The following is a 14,196-nucleotide window of genomic DNA, read 5'->3' on the forward strand; positions in this document are numbered from 1 at the left end:
ATCAGGAACACTTCCGCGGGCCGAGACGCTCGAATTTTCTGCACAATGGAGGCCAGATAACGAGATCCCTGCTCTGGAGAGGCTCATCGATTGCGCCTGCCCTCCAGAGGGCTGACTGATTTAAACGGCCAAGAGAGGCAGGGCCACCGTGGAAGTCCACTCAACTCGCGATAGGAGGCAATAGGTGGGCTGCGGCCTCAATCGACACATATGAGGAAAATGAAGGAGAGCAGCATGTCCAGTTTGAGGCTATCGGTTCGGAACCCACCTCTGAACACATCGAAAGAGAGGACTGAGAAAGCTTGATTGACGGCTACCATGAAAGGCGGGCGCTCAAGCGCAAGATCAAAGCTTCCAAAATTTCGGTGGTGTCCTCGTCTGGGTCGACGCCGGAATCGAAATCCTAGCTATTCCGAATTGACCGCACCTCACAGTAGTCAACGAATTCGCTGGCGGGGGTGCTGAAGAAGCGCAAGCAAATGGAGTGACCCATTCAAGAAACAATTTTGTCACCGGCAACTCGCCATAGCGCTTCGACCGCGCCTGTGGAATTTCGAGATCTACGCTGGGCGATCGCCGCATCCCAGCACCGAAGCCTGCGGCAAGCGGCGGAGACGCTCAACATCAAGCAGTCGACTCTTAGTCGCCGCCTGCGCAATCTCGAATGCAAGTTGGGCAGCACTCTGTTCGAGCGCACAAATGGCGGGACGCGACCGACCATTGAAGGTCAGGAATTCCTCGATGCCGCAAGGCGCGTCGTGGGCGAAGCTGATGCAATGACCGCTCGTCTCAAGACCCGCTCGCGTGGCGAGAGCGGTCGGTTGACCATCGGCATCCACACCTCCCTCTCAGCCGGCAATCTCCGGGCCACTCTCCTCGAGCACCGGCACCGCTTCCCCGATGTCGATAGGCAACTGGTCGACGGCTCGAGAGACCATTTGATCTCGGATCTCGCCAGCTCCGCCGTTGACGTCGCCTTCGTGGTCGAGCCCAACCCGAAATGGAGTGACAGGTCATTGTTGCTCTGGAGCGAGCGTGTTGTTGCCGCCCTCCCCGCGAACCATCCATTGGCGGGCCGTGACGTAATTCACTGGGGCGAACTGAGGCGCGAATCGCTTTTAATGTCACAGCGAGGCCCGGGACCGGAATTCCTGAAGCTCCTCATCAGCAAATTGGGATCCTCCGACCCTTGCCTGCTGCTTCGCCATGATGTCGTGCTCGACCGCCTCCTCTCCTTGGTCGGCGTGGGCTGGGGCATTCTACTGATGTTGGAAAGTGCGACTGGCGCAGTCTATCCGGGTGTCACCTTTCGCGAGGTGCATGATGCCGAGGGTCCGACGCGGCTGAGCTTCCGCGCCTATTGGCGGCAGGCCAACTGCAATCCATCGCTGGGTCCGTTCCTCGACCTACTTCGCGAGCGCTATCCGGATCTTTCCGGTGACGCAGGTACGGGCTGAGCAGCATTTCGCCGCGCCTTCGCAAGGGCGCGGTCGGTTGCCATGAAAGGCTCGATCATCGGCGCGATCAAACTGGCCAGCTCGATCGGGATTGTCGCGTTTCCGATACGCGTCAGAATCTCGGCATAGCTTTTGAGGTCCCTGAAGACCGCTGCTGGCAGCTAAATCGTGAGCTTGACCGGCTTGTCGTCTTCAAGGGGCCAAGCTTTAGGTTCGTCACGGTGTTCCTCCCTTGCGGTAGGGCGCCAGCACTAGGTGTGGTCTTTCAGGAGGTTGTCCATCTGGTCTGAACCGAGGAAGCTGAGGTTGCGAAGCTTCAGTGTTCCAAGGAGAGACCAGATGAACATCCACAAGAATGCGCCTCTGACGCCCAAAGGTCGAGAGGCCATGGTCCGAAGCGTGGTGGAAGGTGGACCGACGCCAGGGATCACATCCAGTCGCCTGCTCGTCGCGTTTGATCGATGCCAGGCAATAATGCGCTTATCGAACTCCAGGATCTGAGCCTTCAGTATCCGCAACTGACGCCGAGAGCCGCAAGACACGCGCGGGCCACCTCCGGGACCCGGCGGTCAGCTGGATCGGCGACGACTTCCAACAGCTGTTCGACACCCCTGCGCCCGACGGGGGCAACAATCCCGAACTCGGCAAGATATGCACGGATCGAGTTGATGACAGCAGTCTGCTGGCGAATGAAGAGATGGCGTACGCGATGAAGCATCAGACAGCTCTGTTGCTCGTTCGTCTTGGTCGGCACGAACCGCATGTTGGGCTTTGGTTCATGAACCGCCCGGTAGGCGTGAGGATTTCGCCACGACTTTCGATCAGAATGCATTCGGCGAAATACACGGCTTGCTCTTGAGCGGTTAGCAGCGAGCCGAGTTGTGGCACCGGCAATCCGACATGGGCAATGACGGCGTAGGATTTCGTTCGCTAAACAATCGCAATGTGTGCAGATGACCGTTACGGCGTTCGATTGAGGGCCATCCGATTTGGCTGTTGCGCAGACTAGCCCAGTGTTTCGCGTTTTCGGCTGGATTGTTGCGGTCGTATCGCTCGCACCATCTCAGAAATACGTCTCGCAATTCGCTCTTATCAGCAAACCAACTCCAAGCGGCTTGCTTGATCGCGGCCATAAACGAAATCCATTGTCCGCGATCCATTGCATTCGGATCATGTAAGCTGAGAGCGTAAGCAATCCAATCCTTGCCCGGAGCGGCCAACGATGGTTCACCTAGCTCATGCCGACCGCCGCTTATGTTGGTGACATCCGCGGTTGCCAATGCGAATTCGAGAAAGCCCGGATCGATTGGCTTGCCATAGTTGTTCAACGCCCAACACGTAACTAGGTGCGGTTCAGCCTTGCGATGAAAGAAGCCGGGCAATCGCAGGACGCGCGACGGATCGGTTACGCGTTTGTCGTTATCGAAATGCTGGATTAACTTCCGCTGCAATAGCGCGAAGCGGTCGCGGTCAAGGTGTTGATGCGTTTGCCAATACACATGGAGCTTGCCGGGTGAGGTTTGGACGGCGAACGATGGCGGCGGATTGAATTGCGTTGCGCGTTCGTAATTCTGTTGGGCGCTCAGATCGTCGAGGTCTACAGCCAGACAACGTATTGTTTTGACGTTCGCGATCTCGCGCCCGATGCCGTCCATCTCTGAGATGTTCGCGAAAATGCCGTATCCAAGATCATTCCACGCGCACAACTCTGGAAAGCGTGCGGAAGCGTCCCGCGTCTCGGGATCGGCTGCAACGGTCTTGTCACGATCATGGATCGCACGCGCATCGATCAAAATCGTGTTGGGATCACCTTGTGTCAGCGCGGCCACGAACGCGAAGGCTTGCTCATATTGCTGCGACGTTGTAAACATGCTCGGTCTTTCTTGATCGGAAGGCATCTGAAGTGCTTAAAGGCCGCGCGGTTTGCGACACCGCGCGGCCTCTTCATTTTCAGGCAGCCTCTAGGGCTTTGCGCGCGGTGTGGGCGGCTTCAAGGACGCTCCGGAAGACTTCCGGCCCGGCCACGCTGGCGCGCTCCAGCATCGTATCAATGGCAGCCAGGGCGACTTTCTTGCTTGCCTGACTTTGGGTGCGCCGACGCGCTTGATTACTCTCGAAAATAACTGTTCCGGTTCTCTGACATGGGTCCTCCGTTGGTGTTAGCTCACGGTGACAACAGTCATCAGTGCCTCGCCTTACCCAGTCCAATCGCCGCTGCGATCAAGAGCAGTCAGGAACGATCGGACGATCGAATAGAGTTGTGGAAAATTGGGTTCGACGGAGTAAGCGTCCGTCCGTTTCGTTGAAGGCGCTCGGGAATTCCCGGCATTCACCACGACCGTTAGCCAAAATGGCGTCTGCTGCGGTCGCAATGCTCGGCAAAGCAAAAGCCCGGCGCGAATGGCCGGGCTCCCCTTGACGCACTAGGATGACCTGAAACGATGATTGCTAAGCAGACCTTCGATCGTCATTCATGGCATTCAGCCAATCTTCGACGCTATCGAACGTTTGGATGCCTTGTCGAATGACGTTGCCCTTCGGATCGAGGATGACACCGGAATTGAGACTTCTTTCAATTCCGCTTGCGGTGATCGGCGTTGGTTCATCCGTTCCATTACAGCGCCATGCGATGATTGGTTCGCGTCCGAGTTCAACCAACACGCCGTTGTCTTCGGCCGCGTAGATGTATTCAAATCCCGGAAAGGCCGGGATGATTTGAGCGAACTCATCAGCAACTTCAAAGATGTCCCCGGTGACGGTTTCGGAGGTACCGTCGATCAGATGCACCGTCGATTGCTCAGCCCCGTGTTCGTTTTTATTGGCGCGCCTAGCTCTAATGACGTGGCGCGGATTAATATACGTATCCAAATTCTTGCCGAACATTCTCTTTTCCTTCTTGCCTTCATTGAATTGATGCTGGCCAGGGGTGGGGGGCGTCTGATTCGCGTTAATAATACAGGATCGATGTCTGCTAAGACATTATCCGAGCGGCCGTCGCCGCAATTACACCGGAATTGGCTCTTTCATTGCCTCGATGTAGTTTTCGATTTCGGTGGCAACGTAGGCAACGCGGCGCGGCCCAAGCTTCACCTTGCGCGGAAAGTGCGGATTGTTCTTGGCGTATCGTCGCAGCGTTGCATCACCGATCGAGAGCCGCTCACAGACTTGGGCGGGTGTGAGAAGCGACGGCACCGTGTTGGCGTAGGCAGCCAAGACAATCGAACGCACAGGCACGGCGCGCAGGAAGTGAAGCGACATGGCTCTTGATCCTTAATGGCGGTTTCTTATGCGCAACAACGTTCACCGCGTTGCGGCGCGCGCGCAAGGCTTTGAAAACCCGCACTGCACAGTTCTGCACGTTTCTGCACGGAAGCATCCAAAGCTTTCCACAAGTGAGTTGGAGCGCACACGCGGTCCGTCCGATCGGCGGAACGTTTATCTACTAAAAGAAAGCCCGGCGCGACGGCCGGGCTTAGATGCTGACGATGGGTTGCGGTGATCAGGCAATCAGGCGAGCCCATTTTTGCCGATAGGCTCTGCGTGGCGCTGAACAAATAGTCGCACCATTGTTGCATTAGATCGCGGCGGCGATCGAATGCATCACCACGTCGGTATGCTCGCTTGGTCTTGTTCTTGATGGTGTGTGCGAGTGCCATATCGGTGACCACGTCCAGATGCATAGTTGTATCTTCCGCCCAATCTTGGAACGATGATCTAAAGCCATGTACTGTGAAGCCTTCGCGCATTCCACGCAGCATCTCGAGCATCGCCATATCGCTCAACGGGCGTTCGCGTTTCACGCCCGGGAAGACGTATGGATTGCCGTCGATCGTTGGCAGCGTCCGTAATAGGTGAACAGCGGCATCCGACAAAGGGACGCGGTGTTCAACCCCGGCTTTCATGCGTTCCTTCGGGATTGTCCATGTGGCATTATCTAGATCAAATTCATTCCGCTCCTCATTCAGCGTTTCATTCGTGCGCGTCGCACAGAGAATTGTGAGCATCAACGCCTTTGCGCTGTAATCGGGTTTCTCCCGTAGTTCGATCACGAATGCGGGAACGTCCTTCCAATCCATCGCGTCGAAATGGCCCCTCGATGCTTGCCGTTCAACCAATGTTCAAGGTGATCTTTCCATTGCGCCGGGTTGTGATGGTTCATCCAAATTTCGCGCGTCTCAGGATTGGTTATGCCTTTCGCCTTCGCAGCGCCGATGACGGTCTCAATTCTCATACGGGTGCGCGACGCTGTTTCGCGTGCATTGGTCCAGAGCGTTCCTTTCTTTTCGGCGGGCTCATGAGTTTGCTGCAAGACCTTCAGTACGTCATCGGTCGTAATCTCGTGTGGCTGCTTATTCCAGATGATTGGATAGACGTAGGTGGTAAGGGTGTTTTCCCATTGCTGACGCGACTACTATCGTAAGAGCCGCCAAGAGCCCGGCCCGTCCTCAATCCGGACGGCGGGGCCTTTCCCCCCGCACAATAGAAAGTCTCGTCAAAGCCGCCAAGCCGGGAATGTGGACGCACGAGCGAGGCCTATATCTCGTGATCGCCAAGAGCGGATCAGCCTTTTGGGCGCTCCGATACTCCACGAAGGCCGGGCAGCGCCGATTGATGACGTTGGAGACATACGAGCCGATTGACACCGCCATGTTGAAAGCTATCGAAGCGCGGGCGGCGGACCTACAAAAGCAAATCAAGGCCGGACGTGACCCATTGGCCGAACGGGACGCTATTACGGGAAAGGTGATTGCCACGGCCAACCGCGTAGACACCGAAACATTTGAACAAGTCGCGCGCGATTACATCTCGCATCACAAGGATGGCTGGAAGAATGCGAAGCATCGTGGTGGTATGCATTCGCTGGCGTCCTGAAAATGGTTAGTCGCCACGCTAGTCACTCACCAAATCGATCTCACCACCGCATTTAGATCCCGACTGTTCCTGATTGCTCTTGATCGGCTAAACTTGTGGATAGTCAAAGCGATAGCGGCGGTCTAGAACGTTGGTGAGCGCTCGTGACGCCGCGAAGTTACGGCCCCCCTTTCCGCCAGAAAAAACTCATAATCCCTTGTAATTACTCGTTATTGTCGCGAAATCAGAAAGTCTGCCCTAGCGCCAGTCTAGCACAGGGGCATGAGCCTGGGTTCGCGATGGCGCAGACTTTTTTTCACGTCGTGCAGGTAAATCAACGCTGCCAGCTTTCGACAGTGGCATCCTCATCTTTCGCGAATCAACCTGACGGTGCCATCAAACATGCGGCGAAGAGCCCTTTCGAAAGCAGACTTGGCAGCGCTCCCCGGCTACAAACCGGTCGAGGGAAATCGCGGCTACTATTTCGATTCTCCGACTGGTCGATGCGCCTTCCTCGGCACGATGCCAGGCGACGAATGCCATATCCACGAACGCTGGGGTATGATCAATATTTCCAAATGTTGGGACGAAATCGAGCGCGAAGGCGGCGCTCCGCAAATTACTGCCATCGATGATAGGCTAAAGCAGAACATTGCGTCTTACGAGTTCGACCAATCGCTGGTCGACGCGATGACCGTCTCCCGCCGGGATGAGCCGGTCCTTTTTATCCTCGCAGACGACGGCGTTCACCTGATCGATGGCACCCACCGACTGCGGCGACGGATTCAGGACGGACGTCGTGACGTCCGGTGCTTTCTGCTGGCGCCGACCGTTTTTCGGGAAGCAAGAGTGATCCTCATCCGCCAGCAATCGGAAGGGAGTTGGCAGCAAGAAATCGGGTTGAACGAAGAGGATCTTGATCGAGAGATCCGCGCCGCTGAGGACAATCTGCAATCATATGTGCGGCCTGTCCAACGTTGACCGGCCTGTGAATCGAGAACGCGGAGAAGTCGGGAGAGAATTATGACCGAGAAACAGAACACCAAGCTGAGCGACGGCGACGAGATCATCTTCAAGCTAAGCGCAGGCAAATGGACCGCACACGTCAAATATGCCAGCGGAGGAATCTCCGGTCGCATGGTGCCACTTCCTTCGTTTGACGCGGCGGTCGCAGCAGTTAAGGACGACCACCAGGTGTAAGCACGCAAAACATAAAGGGCGGCATTGATGGCTACAACGAAGCGGGCGAGACCACATTTCCGGGTTGGCGAATTTGCCAACGGCCAAGCGTGGATCATCATGGAGAACTTCGACGGGGACAATCTCGCGCTCTTCGAGAAAACCGTCGGCTTCGATCTTCGCCCCGGAACCTCCTACGAGGAGGCCCAGCGCATTGCGAGCTTCCTGAAGGAGAATCTCGTTACCGTGAACGCGTCGTAGGAGCCGTACCCCGCCGCAGGACGGGGCGCTCCGGTGTGTGCCCCTGAGGGAGTGAAGAAAAGGAGTTCCGCAGGTGGAACGCGCTGCGGAACTGCGGCTGCCCTCTGCTGAGGCCAGTGTTCATTGAACGCAAGCCCCCTTCATAGGCCTGTCATGGCACATTTTTAGCATGGTCCAACGACGGGGGATCGGCGCGCCAGCTCCCCGCTGTCTCGGCCTAGATGGCCAAGCTGTGCGGGGAGCGGGCCGGCTCTTTTGGTCTGCCGGGTGGTTCGACAGGCTACTTGGAAGTTAGCGCAGGTCACCTTCCAAGTTTTGGCATTGAAACAAGTTTCAGAGCGACCTTTTTTGCGCATTTCCTTCCTTGAAGGGTTTTCCATGCGTATCCCGCCAATTCAAAATTCGTATGTTGCGGCATTATTGAAACTGCACGAGCAGCGACTAGAAACACTCCGCATCGATCCAAAGATCGCACGGGAATATGCAGAAATCCTTCGTCTGAGGAAAAGACTAAGACTGGCACTCAATCAGAAGAAGGCTCCGTCCGCACCGCTCAGCACACGAGTCTCGCGATCTCGCACCGAAAAGCGCTCCTGATACATCGATGCGCGCTCCTGAAGGGGGTGAGCCGATATCCTGAGGGAGTGGATCTGCCTGGATCTGTGATCGGCGTTTGCGCCGGACGAGCGCTCTTTCGTTTTGGAACGACCGCGCGTACCAGCCGTTCTGTGGCTATGCGACGGAAACAGATCGTTCTTCCATCTCAAGCTAGGTACGTTGCCATCCTGGCACTGATGCTGGTGGCCTACTGGTTGACGCCAAAACGACTGCCACCTGTATGAGCCGCGGCGGTGAAGCCGCGCTATCCTTCAGCTCCATGGCACCGCGCCTATTTCTGAGCCGCGCCGACGAACGTCATAAATTTGCAATCTATGCTGCCGAACCCTCCCAGCTAGCCCGGCATTGTCGTAAAGATCGCCCGCAATGGGGAACTCTATGACCGAGCACACAACTTTAACATCCCGCACTCGCTCGCTGGAAGCGGCTCAGAAAGAGCTGGACGACTTTGAGCGGAAGGAAAGGAGTTCCGCGCGAGAGATCAGGCGGAACGTGCTGCTGAACTCCGCCTGCCGCTTGTAATCAGAGTTCATTGAGCCACTGTGCGTGCACCGGACCAATGTCAGTGGCCTGACGCGAACCGTCCGGTGTGACGCTATGAGCATAAGCCGCCGACGAAGCCAGAAGTGAAGCCTCGCGAGAGCGACGAGGCCGGCGGCGGTGAGGGGCGCTGCGGCTACGGCTTGTTACCGCCCACGGGATTGTGAGCTTGTTACAGACTAGCTTGCGGGTTGGTCTTTGGGTTAGTTCGTATCCGTCCAGAAAGTGCTTTGCCGTCCATGATTCGGGTTTGACCGGGTCGGAAGGCAACGTCATGCAAGAACCACAGCCCGTAGCGCCGCTGCCAGCAGCGCAGATGGCGTTCTCGGTCCCCGCAGCCTGCAAGGTTGCAGGTGTCGGGCGCACCAAGCTTTATGAAGCAATCCAGTCAGGTGCCCTGCGCGCGCGCAAGAACGGCGCAAAAAACCTGATACTGCGCGACGACCTTCAGCAGTGGCTGGAAAGCCTTCCAACGGAGAAGGTCATCATTCCTTCGACCAAGCGCCCTTGAAATCGTGACCAGTAGCAATCTGATCGCGCAGCTTAATGAGCATTAGCGCATCGTTCTCGTTTCCAACTCCGACACGTGGCGTCGCCGGGCCTGGCATCTTCAGCACCTCGTCGACGATGCCCTGGCACGACCGTGCCGCTGTCCGCACTTCGGGAGCGCTCCGCGCTCTCGCGCGTGTTCATGCCGGGCGCATCGACGCGCCCGCTGCGAAAATCCTGGATGCGCTGCCGGAGCGCGTTGATCTTCGAATACAAGAATCCACGGTCCGGCCGCCCATATCGAAGATCTGACGGCAGACAGCATCGACGCGTTCCGGATTCCATAAATTGAGGAAGCGGGCACTCGATGTTGGGGCAGGTATTGGGGCAGGCTCGGCAGACATGCGACTTTTCGCGGGATTTGGCGGGCCTTGTGGCGGAGACCCGCTCCGCCCGCACATCGGCGACCCAGAAACGGCGGTGCCGAGGGCCATGAGCGAATCTGAAATGGTGGCGCAGCTAAACGGGCGCTGGCGCGTCATGCTGCTGTCGGACGGCGTCACCAGGCGCAGCCGAACGTGGTGCGTCGATCAACTGGTCGACGGCGCCTGGTGCACCCACACCACCTTGCGAAGCGCGGATATGCTGCGCTGGCTCATGCAAGGAGAGGCCATCGGGCCCGTCGACGCCACCGCTGCCGCCGTCCTCGAACGATTGCCGCCGCGCGTTGATGTTCACGTAGCGGTGAAAGCGAAGCCGGTTGCCGTGCTCGCAGCGCGGCCCCCGCGTGTTCATAGTCCCGCAGTCGCGAAGGCGAAGCAGGTTGCCGTCGCGCCGGCCGCGCGTGCGGCGCCCATCGCTCCGATCGCGCCGGAGGTGGTGCGGATCCCAGCGAAGCCCGACGGCATCCACGACGCCGCGGCGCGCGAGCGGATCGCCATCGAGCGCGTGAGGTTCGACGAGGAGCGAGCGCGCGCGGAGGAGCGCTATTGGCGCGGCATCATCAAGTGAAACCATGAGCAACGCGCGGCGCGTGATGTCGGTAACAAGAACTTTGCTTCATGATGAAAGCAGCAACTAACAAGCACTTTGCTTCATCTTGATCGTGGCGATCTGATGCCGCAAAAAGAAAACGCCCGCCAAGGTTCACAGACTTGGCGGGCGCGAAGTAAATGAGGAACGGTTACAGGCCGCACCTCGCACACGCCGAATCATTGCACCAAGCGATGGTGAAAGGCAAGCGCGCTCTGTGATCGTTCCTCGATCAACAAGTCGAGGATCAAAAAGTCTCAATCGCAGCCCCACACCCACACCGCAAACTTCACAATTATCGACAACGTCTGCTTCAACGACGGGCGCCTGAGTTTCGAGGCGCTTGCCATCTTCACCTATCTGCGCAGCAAGCCGTCCGACTGGACCGTGAGGCAGACGGAACTTGCGCGGCGCTTCAAGGCCGGCAGGGACCGCGTTCGCAACGCCATTAATGAATTGATCGCGGCCGGGTACATCCGGAAGGTTCAAGAGCGCATTGCAGGACGATGGAGCGCGGCCGGCTACGACGTTCTCGCTCTGCCCGACGCTCCGGCCCCTGAAGCACCGCTGCCTGAAACACCGTCGCCTGAAAACAGGTCGCTACTAAGTACTGATCTTTTACCAAGTACCGATTCAACCAAGAAAGATAACAGTCCTCACACAGCTCGCGCTGTGGAGCCGAGCGATCGGGAGCGACGTCCTGGAACTTACCGGCAAAGCCCGGCGGAAGCGGCCTGTGCATGGAACGAGATTACGCGGCTGGATGGATGGCAGACCATCTGGGGCGAGGACGAGCTGACCCATTGGTACGCGTTGCTTAGCAAGGGGCATGCGGCCGACGACATCGTTGACTTCGCCTGGAAGTTTCTCCGCCAGACCCCGGCACATGACATGCCAGCCCTCGGTGACTTCCTGATGTACTTCGAGAGCTATCTGGAGGACGACGACTCCGCCGTCTCGCTGCTGGCGCAGCGCGTGCCCGCGATCAGCCATCACCCGATGCAGGGAGCTTGATCATGCGAATGAAGATCACCCCCGATGCCACGTTCCTCACCGAAGAGCTGCGCTTGCGAGACCCCGACGCCTTTGTGCTCTTGGAGCTGTGCCACTTCGATCACGGCGAGAGCGTATTTGAGTTGCGCGGGGACGAAATGCGCCGCGACATGCCCCCCGGAAGCTGGTCGGATGAACGCTTCTACGGCGCGCTCTCTCGGCTCATTGCAAAGGGCTGCATGGTTGCCGTGAGGGAGACGATCCAATGACGAAGCCAACAGGAGAACAGTAGACCATGCGCTACTACCGAATTGAAATTGACGGCGGCTCCACCGTCTTCACGTCCTTCCTCAATGGCCAAAACCTCCGCGGCGCGCTGCAGGTAGAGCTGGATATTCCCGTTGCTGCGTTCCACACCCCGGGCAATGCCGGCGCCTTCGTGAAGGTGTGGGGCATTCCGCTGTCGATGATCAGTCAGGCAAAGGACCTCGCCTTCAAAACGATCAAGGTGTACGGCGGTTTTCAGAAGGGCTTACCGCTGGCCAATCCCAAGCAAGCCGGACTGCTCGTGCAAGGCTACATTTTCCAGTGCTTCGGCAACTGGCAGGGCACCGATATGTCGCTCGACCTGATCACCGTAGCCGGTCCGCCGCCTGCAGCGGGGGCGCACGTCAACGCGCCACCGAAAACTCTGTCGCTGAATTGGAGGAAGGGGCGGCCCCTTTCGGAAGCGATCAACTCGATGTTTAGCGTGGGCTATCCCGGCATGATCATGAACGTGAACCTCAACGACAACTTGGTTGCGCCGGAAGATCAGCCGCACGTCGCACCCCCGAAGGCTAGGGCCGATTATTTGCTGTCGGCCAGCAAGTCGATCATCAACAGGCCGGACTATCAGGGCGTCAATATCGCGTTCGATGGCAACACGATCAACGTCTACGACAAGCCGAATACGACGGCGCCACGCGCTCCCGGTCTGACAGGGTTGGCCGCGCAGCCGAGCACCACGGTGCAGCAGGTCGCGTTCGTCGACTTGATCGGACAGCCGACATGGATCGGGCCGCTGACGATCGCGTTCAAATGCGCGATGCGCGCCGACATTGCGCTCAATGACGAAGTACAGATGCCGAAGACGTTGATTGCAAATACTGCGCAGGCACAGGGTTCGCTGATTAAGCAGAAGGCCGCGCAACAAGGTACGTTCCTCGTCACGTCCGTCCACCATTACGGCAACTTCCGCCAGCACGACGCCTATAGCTGGGTCACCGAGTTCAACGCGATCGCGACGAATGTGCAGGGGACCACGTCGACAGCGTCGCCATGAAGATTGCAGGACCAGGGCAACGACGGTCCGGCTCTTAACGCTGCCGAAGCCTCACAGCCATCGCGGCGGCCGAGTGTCGCGCCAGCGCGTCAACGTCGCCATTGCGGCGGGCCTGCATCGACAACCGTTCCTGATGCCGCCCTACCGCTTCGAGCCGGCGCCTGTCGGCAAGCCGGACTTCGCGCTTATCGCCGCTCTGCTGCTTCGTCGACATCGCGCGTGCTCCGTTTTTGAAAACGGCCTCCGACGAATTGCACAACGCCGGAGGCCGCAATCGTGGCCGACAGTACATCCGTGCCAGCCTCAAAACAAACCCGGCCGCCAGCGAAGGACAATCGCGGCGGCCGGGTCACAGGGCGCTGCCACATCTAGGAGGAGATCACAGCACGCGCACCATGCAACACGCGCGCGACGAAATCAAATTCAAACACGCGTGCGTTGTTACCCGCAGGGTAACAAGGACCCCTGTTTTTATAGGCAATTTGCGCACGAGCTATTATGGTCGCCGACACAGGGACCGCGTACCACAGCCACAAACCTCTCAGGGGATTACTGAACATGGATCCCGAACAGTTGAAAGCCTTCATGGATGCGCTGGACGAATTGCGCACCGGCATCACCGGGAGCGTCGATGCGATCAGCAAGCGATGCGATGCAATCGCCGAAGATGTCAAGGCGAGCAGGAAATCTGAAACTGCCGGCGAGCGCGATCGGGGCATCGACGGGACAATGGCCGAACGCGTTGCAGCCGACGGCGTGGGCTCCGCTGAGTTTTCCGTTTTGTGCCGGGAGGTCGCTGACCTGCGGAAGAAGGTGCCGCGCCCGCAGGCCGATCTGAACGCGTTCGCCGATGTGCAGGCAAAGGCAGACGCGGTGATGCGTACGCACAATGAAAGAGCTGAGCCGCCGATGGCCGGTGAAGACATCGTGGCCTACAAATTCGCCAGCATCGCGGCATGCAGAAGTTTTCTCCCAAGTGGAAGGGCGTCGAACTCGGGATCATCGCTGCGGACGGCAAGGCTTTCGAGAACGTCCTGGCGGAAATCCGTGCTGACGCGCTACAGGCCGGCATGAACCCGGTAGGTCTGCCGGAGTTCCAGCATCGCGAAATTACGCAGCAAATGCCGGGAGGTCACCTGGTCAAGTCCTTCCACGGCACTGGCGCCGTCTTCAAGCAGCTTTCGCGCCCTGTTCGACACGTTGCCTTCATCGGCACGCGCAACTAAAGGGACGTGACTGGCGACATGCTTTCCGCGCTCGTTTGGCGCGGTGCAGGTCGCGGTGCACGTCGCGGGGTAACGAAAGCGCGCTGGTCATCGGCGGCGGATTCGCCGTTGATGGTCTTGTTTGGGGGCTTCCACGTGACAGCAGCACCTGCAAATAACAGGTCAAAAGCAGGCGGCGGCAAATTCCAGAAGGGGACGTCCGAAAACCCGTCAGGCCGCAAGCCGG

At 58.2% G+C, this 14,196-nt stretch carries 19 protein-coding genes and 1 pseudogene; 11 read left to right on the forward strand and 9 right to left on the reverse strand.

Features of this window, described 5'->3' with window-relative positions:
• Positions 1–545: 545 nt before the first annotated feature.
• Positions 546–1,457: a LysR family transcriptional regulator gene (locus tag ABIB66_RS40130; protein WP_354259147.1), complete on the forward strand. Its 912-nt coding sequence runs from the start codon at positions 546–548 to the stop codon at positions 1,455–1,457.
• Here ABIB66_RS40130 and ABIB66_RS40135 read toward each other — a convergent pair.
• From ABIB66_RS40135 to ABIB66_RS43750, 7 genes and pseudogenes are all read right to left on the reverse strand, one after another.
• Positions 1,421–1,618, reverse strand: coding sequence for a DUF2274 domain-containing protein (locus tag ABIB66_RS40135; RefSeq protein ID WP_354259255.1), 198 nt, complete (start codon positions 1,616–1,618; stop codon positions 1,421–1,423). The genes ABIB66_RS40130 and ABIB66_RS40135 overlap by 37 nt on opposite strands.
• Before the next feature lie 344 nt (positions 1,619–1,962).
• Entirely contained in the window at positions 1,963–2,220 is a 258-nt protein-coding gene (locus ABIB66_RS40140; protein ID WP_354259150.1) for a hypothetical protein, read from the reverse strand.
• A 100-nt stretch (positions 2,221–2,320) separates the two neighbouring features.
• On the reverse strand, positions 2,321–3,328 hold the full coding sequence (locus ABIB66_RS40145; protein WP_354259152.1) for a DNA-primase RepB domain-containing protein: 1,008 nt from the start codon (positions 3,326–3,328) through the stop codon (positions 2,321–2,323).
• 577 nt (positions 3,329–3,905) lie between these two features.
• On the reverse strand, positions 3,906–4,340 hold the full coding sequence (locus ABIB66_RS40150; RefSeq protein WP_354259155.1) for a hypothetical protein: 435 nt from the start codon (positions 4,338–4,340) through the stop codon (positions 3,906–3,908).
• Positions 4,341–4,460: 120 nt separating this feature from the next.
• Positions 4,461–4,715, reverse strand: a complete 255-nt coding sequence (locus ABIB66_RS40155; RefSeq protein WP_354259157.1) for a helix-turn-helix transcriptional regulator — start codon at positions 4,713–4,715, stop codon at positions 4,461–4,463.
• A gap of 26 nt (positions 4,716–4,741) precedes the next feature.
• Positions 4,742–5,533: a tyrosine-type recombinase/integrase gene (locus ABIB66_RS40160; RefSeq protein ID WP_354259160.1), complete on the reverse strand. Its 792-nt coding sequence runs from the start codon at positions 5,531–5,533 to the stop codon at positions 4,742–4,744.
• Positions 5,503–5,850, reverse strand: a pseudogene (locus ABIB66_RS43750) (phage integrase central domain-containing protein); the annotation flags it as partial. The pseudogene ABIB66_RS43750 and the gene ABIB66_RS40160, both read right to left, overlap by 31 nt.
• 86 nt (positions 5,851–5,936) lie before the next feature.
• On the opposite strand from ABIB66_RS43750, the gene ABIB66_RS40165 reads away from it, so the two are divergent.
• From ABIB66_RS40165 to ABIB66_RS40205, 9 genes are all read left to right on the forward strand, one after another.
• Positions 5,937–6,329 carry an Arm DNA-binding domain-containing protein gene (locus tag ABIB66_RS40165; RefSeq protein WP_354259258.1) on the forward strand — a complete coding sequence of 131 codons (393 nt, stop codon included), beginning with the start codon at positions 5,937–5,939 and terminating at the stop codon, positions 6,327–6,329.
• Between the two features lie 411 nt (positions 6,330–6,740).
• Complete coding sequence (locus tag ABIB66_RS40170) at positions 6,741–7,289, forward strand: hypothetical protein (protein ID WP_354259163.1); 549 nt, start codon at positions 6,741–6,743, stop codon at positions 7,287–7,289.
• Positions 7,290–7,331: 42 nt separating this feature from the next.
• Entirely contained in the window at positions 7,332–7,508 is a 177-nt protein-coding gene (locus ABIB66_RS40175) for a hypothetical protein (RefSeq protein ID WP_354259166.1), read from the forward strand.
• A 27-nt stretch (positions 7,509–7,535) separates the two neighbouring features.
• A complete protein-coding gene (locus ABIB66_RS40180) occupies positions 7,536–7,748 on the forward strand; it encodes a hypothetical protein (RefSeq protein ID WP_354259169.1) in 213 nt (70 codons plus the stop codon).
• A 1,432-nt stretch (positions 7,749–9,180) separates the two neighbouring features.
• A complete protein-coding gene (locus tag ABIB66_RS40185; protein WP_354259172.1) occupies positions 9,181–9,417 on the forward strand; it encodes a helix-turn-helix domain-containing protein in 237 nt (78 codons plus the stop codon).
• A gap of 470 nt (positions 9,418–9,887) precedes the next feature.
• On the forward strand, positions 9,888–10,406 hold the full coding sequence (locus ABIB66_RS40190) for a hypothetical protein (RefSeq protein ID WP_354259175.1): 519 nt from the start codon (positions 9,888–9,890) through the stop codon (positions 10,404–10,406).
• A 408-nt stretch (positions 10,407–10,814) separates the two neighbouring features.
• A complete protein-coding gene (locus ABIB66_RS40195) occupies positions 10,815–11,441 on the forward strand; it encodes a hypothetical protein (protein WP_502918358.1) in 627 nt (208 codons plus the stop codon).
• Between the two features lie 2 nt (positions 11,442–11,443).
• Positions 11,444–11,689, forward strand: coding sequence for a hypothetical protein (locus ABIB66_RS40200; RefSeq protein ID WP_354259178.1), 246 nt, complete (start codon positions 11,444–11,446; stop codon positions 11,687–11,689).
• A gap of 26 nt (positions 11,690–11,715) precedes the next feature.
• Positions 11,716–12,744: a hypothetical protein gene (locus tag ABIB66_RS40205; RefSeq protein WP_354259181.1), complete on the forward strand. Its 1,029-nt coding sequence runs from the start codon at positions 11,716–11,718 to the stop codon at positions 12,742–12,744.
• A gap of 34 nt (positions 12,745–12,778) precedes the next feature.
• On the opposite strand, the gene ABIB66_RS40210 is transcribed toward ABIB66_RS40205, so the two are convergent.
• Positions 12,779–12,958 (reverse strand): hypothetical protein, encoded by a 180-nt coding sequence (locus tag ABIB66_RS40210; RefSeq protein ID WP_354259183.1) that lies wholly within the window; start codon positions 12,956–12,958, stop codon positions 12,779–12,781.
• Positions 12,959–13,302: 344 nt separating this feature from the next.
• Here ABIB66_RS40210 and ABIB66_RS40215 point away from each other — a divergent pair, with 344 nt between their 5' ends.
• The gene (locus ABIB66_RS40215; protein WP_354259186.1) at positions 13,303–13,818 is read left to right on the forward strand and encodes a hypothetical protein; all 516 of its coding nucleotides are present in this window, start codon (positions 13,303–13,305) and stop codon (positions 13,816–13,818) included.
• Here ABIB66_RS40215 and ABIB66_RS40220 read toward each other — a convergent pair.
• On the reverse strand, positions 13,803–13,943 hold the full coding sequence (locus ABIB66_RS40220) for a hypothetical protein (RefSeq protein WP_354259189.1): 141 nt from the start codon (positions 13,941–13,943) through the stop codon (positions 13,803–13,805). The genes ABIB66_RS40215 and ABIB66_RS40220 overlap by 16 nt on opposite strands.
• Positions 13,944–14,196 lie beyond the last annotated feature (253 nt).

The organism is Bradyrhizobium sp. F1.13.3 (assembly GCF_040548265.1).
Lineage (GTDB): Bacteria > Pseudomonadota > Alphaproteobacteria > Rhizobiales > Xanthobacteraceae > Bradyrhizobium.

Excerpts from the sequence above, each read along its gene's own strand:
- ABIB66_RS40140 (WP_354259150.1), bottom strand. The coding sequence starts at position 2,220 with ATGCGGTTCGTGCCGACCAAGACGAACGAGCAACAGAGCTGTCTGATG.
- ABIB66_RS40145 (WP_354259152.1), bottom strand. The coding sequence starts at position 3,328 with ATGTTTACAACGTCGCAGCAATATGAGCAAGCCTTCGCGTTCGTGGCC.
- ABIB66_RS40150 (WP_354259155.1), bottom strand. The coding sequence starts at position 4,340 with ATGTTCGGCAAGAATTTGGATACGTATATTAATCCGCGCCACGTCATT.
- ABIB66_RS40155 (WP_354259157.1), bottom strand. The coding sequence starts at position 4,715 with ATGTCGCTTCACTTCCTGCGCGCCGTGCCTGTGCGTTCGATTGTCTTG.
- ABIB66_RS40160 (WP_354259160.1), bottom strand. The coding sequence starts at position 5,533 with ATGGATTGGAAGGACGTTCCCGCATTCGTGATCGAACTACGGGAGAAA.
- ABIB66_RS40175 (WP_354259166.1), top strand. The coding sequence starts at position 7,332 with ATGACCGAGAAACAGAACACCAAGCTGAGCGACGGCGACGAGATCATC.
- ABIB66_RS40180 (WP_354259169.1), top strand. The coding sequence starts at position 7,536 with ATGGCTACAACGAAGCGGGCGAGACCACATTTCCGGGTTGGCGAATTT.
- ABIB66_RS40185 (WP_354259172.1), top strand. The coding sequence starts at position 9,181 with ATGCAAGAACCACAGCCCGTAGCGCCGCTGCCAGCAGCGCAGATGGCG.
- ABIB66_RS40190 (WP_354259175.1), top strand. The coding sequence starts at position 9,888 with ATGAGCGAATCTGAAATGGTGGCGCAGCTAAACGGGCGCTGGCGCGTC.
- ABIB66_RS40200 (WP_354259178.1), top strand. The coding sequence starts at position 11,444 with ATGCGAATGAAGATCACCCCCGATGCCACGTTCCTCACCGAAGAGCTG.
- ABIB66_RS40205 (WP_354259181.1), top strand. The coding sequence starts at position 11,716 with ATGCGCTACTACCGAATTGAAATTGACGGCGGCTCCACCGTCTTCACG.
- ABIB66_RS40210 (WP_354259183.1), bottom strand. The coding sequence starts at position 12,958 with ATGTCGACGAAGCAGCAGAGCGGCGATAAGCGCGAAGTCCGGCTTGCC.
- ABIB66_RS40215 (WP_354259186.1), top strand. The coding sequence starts at position 13,303 with ATGGATCCCGAACAGTTGAAAGCCTTCATGGATGCGCTGGACGAATTG.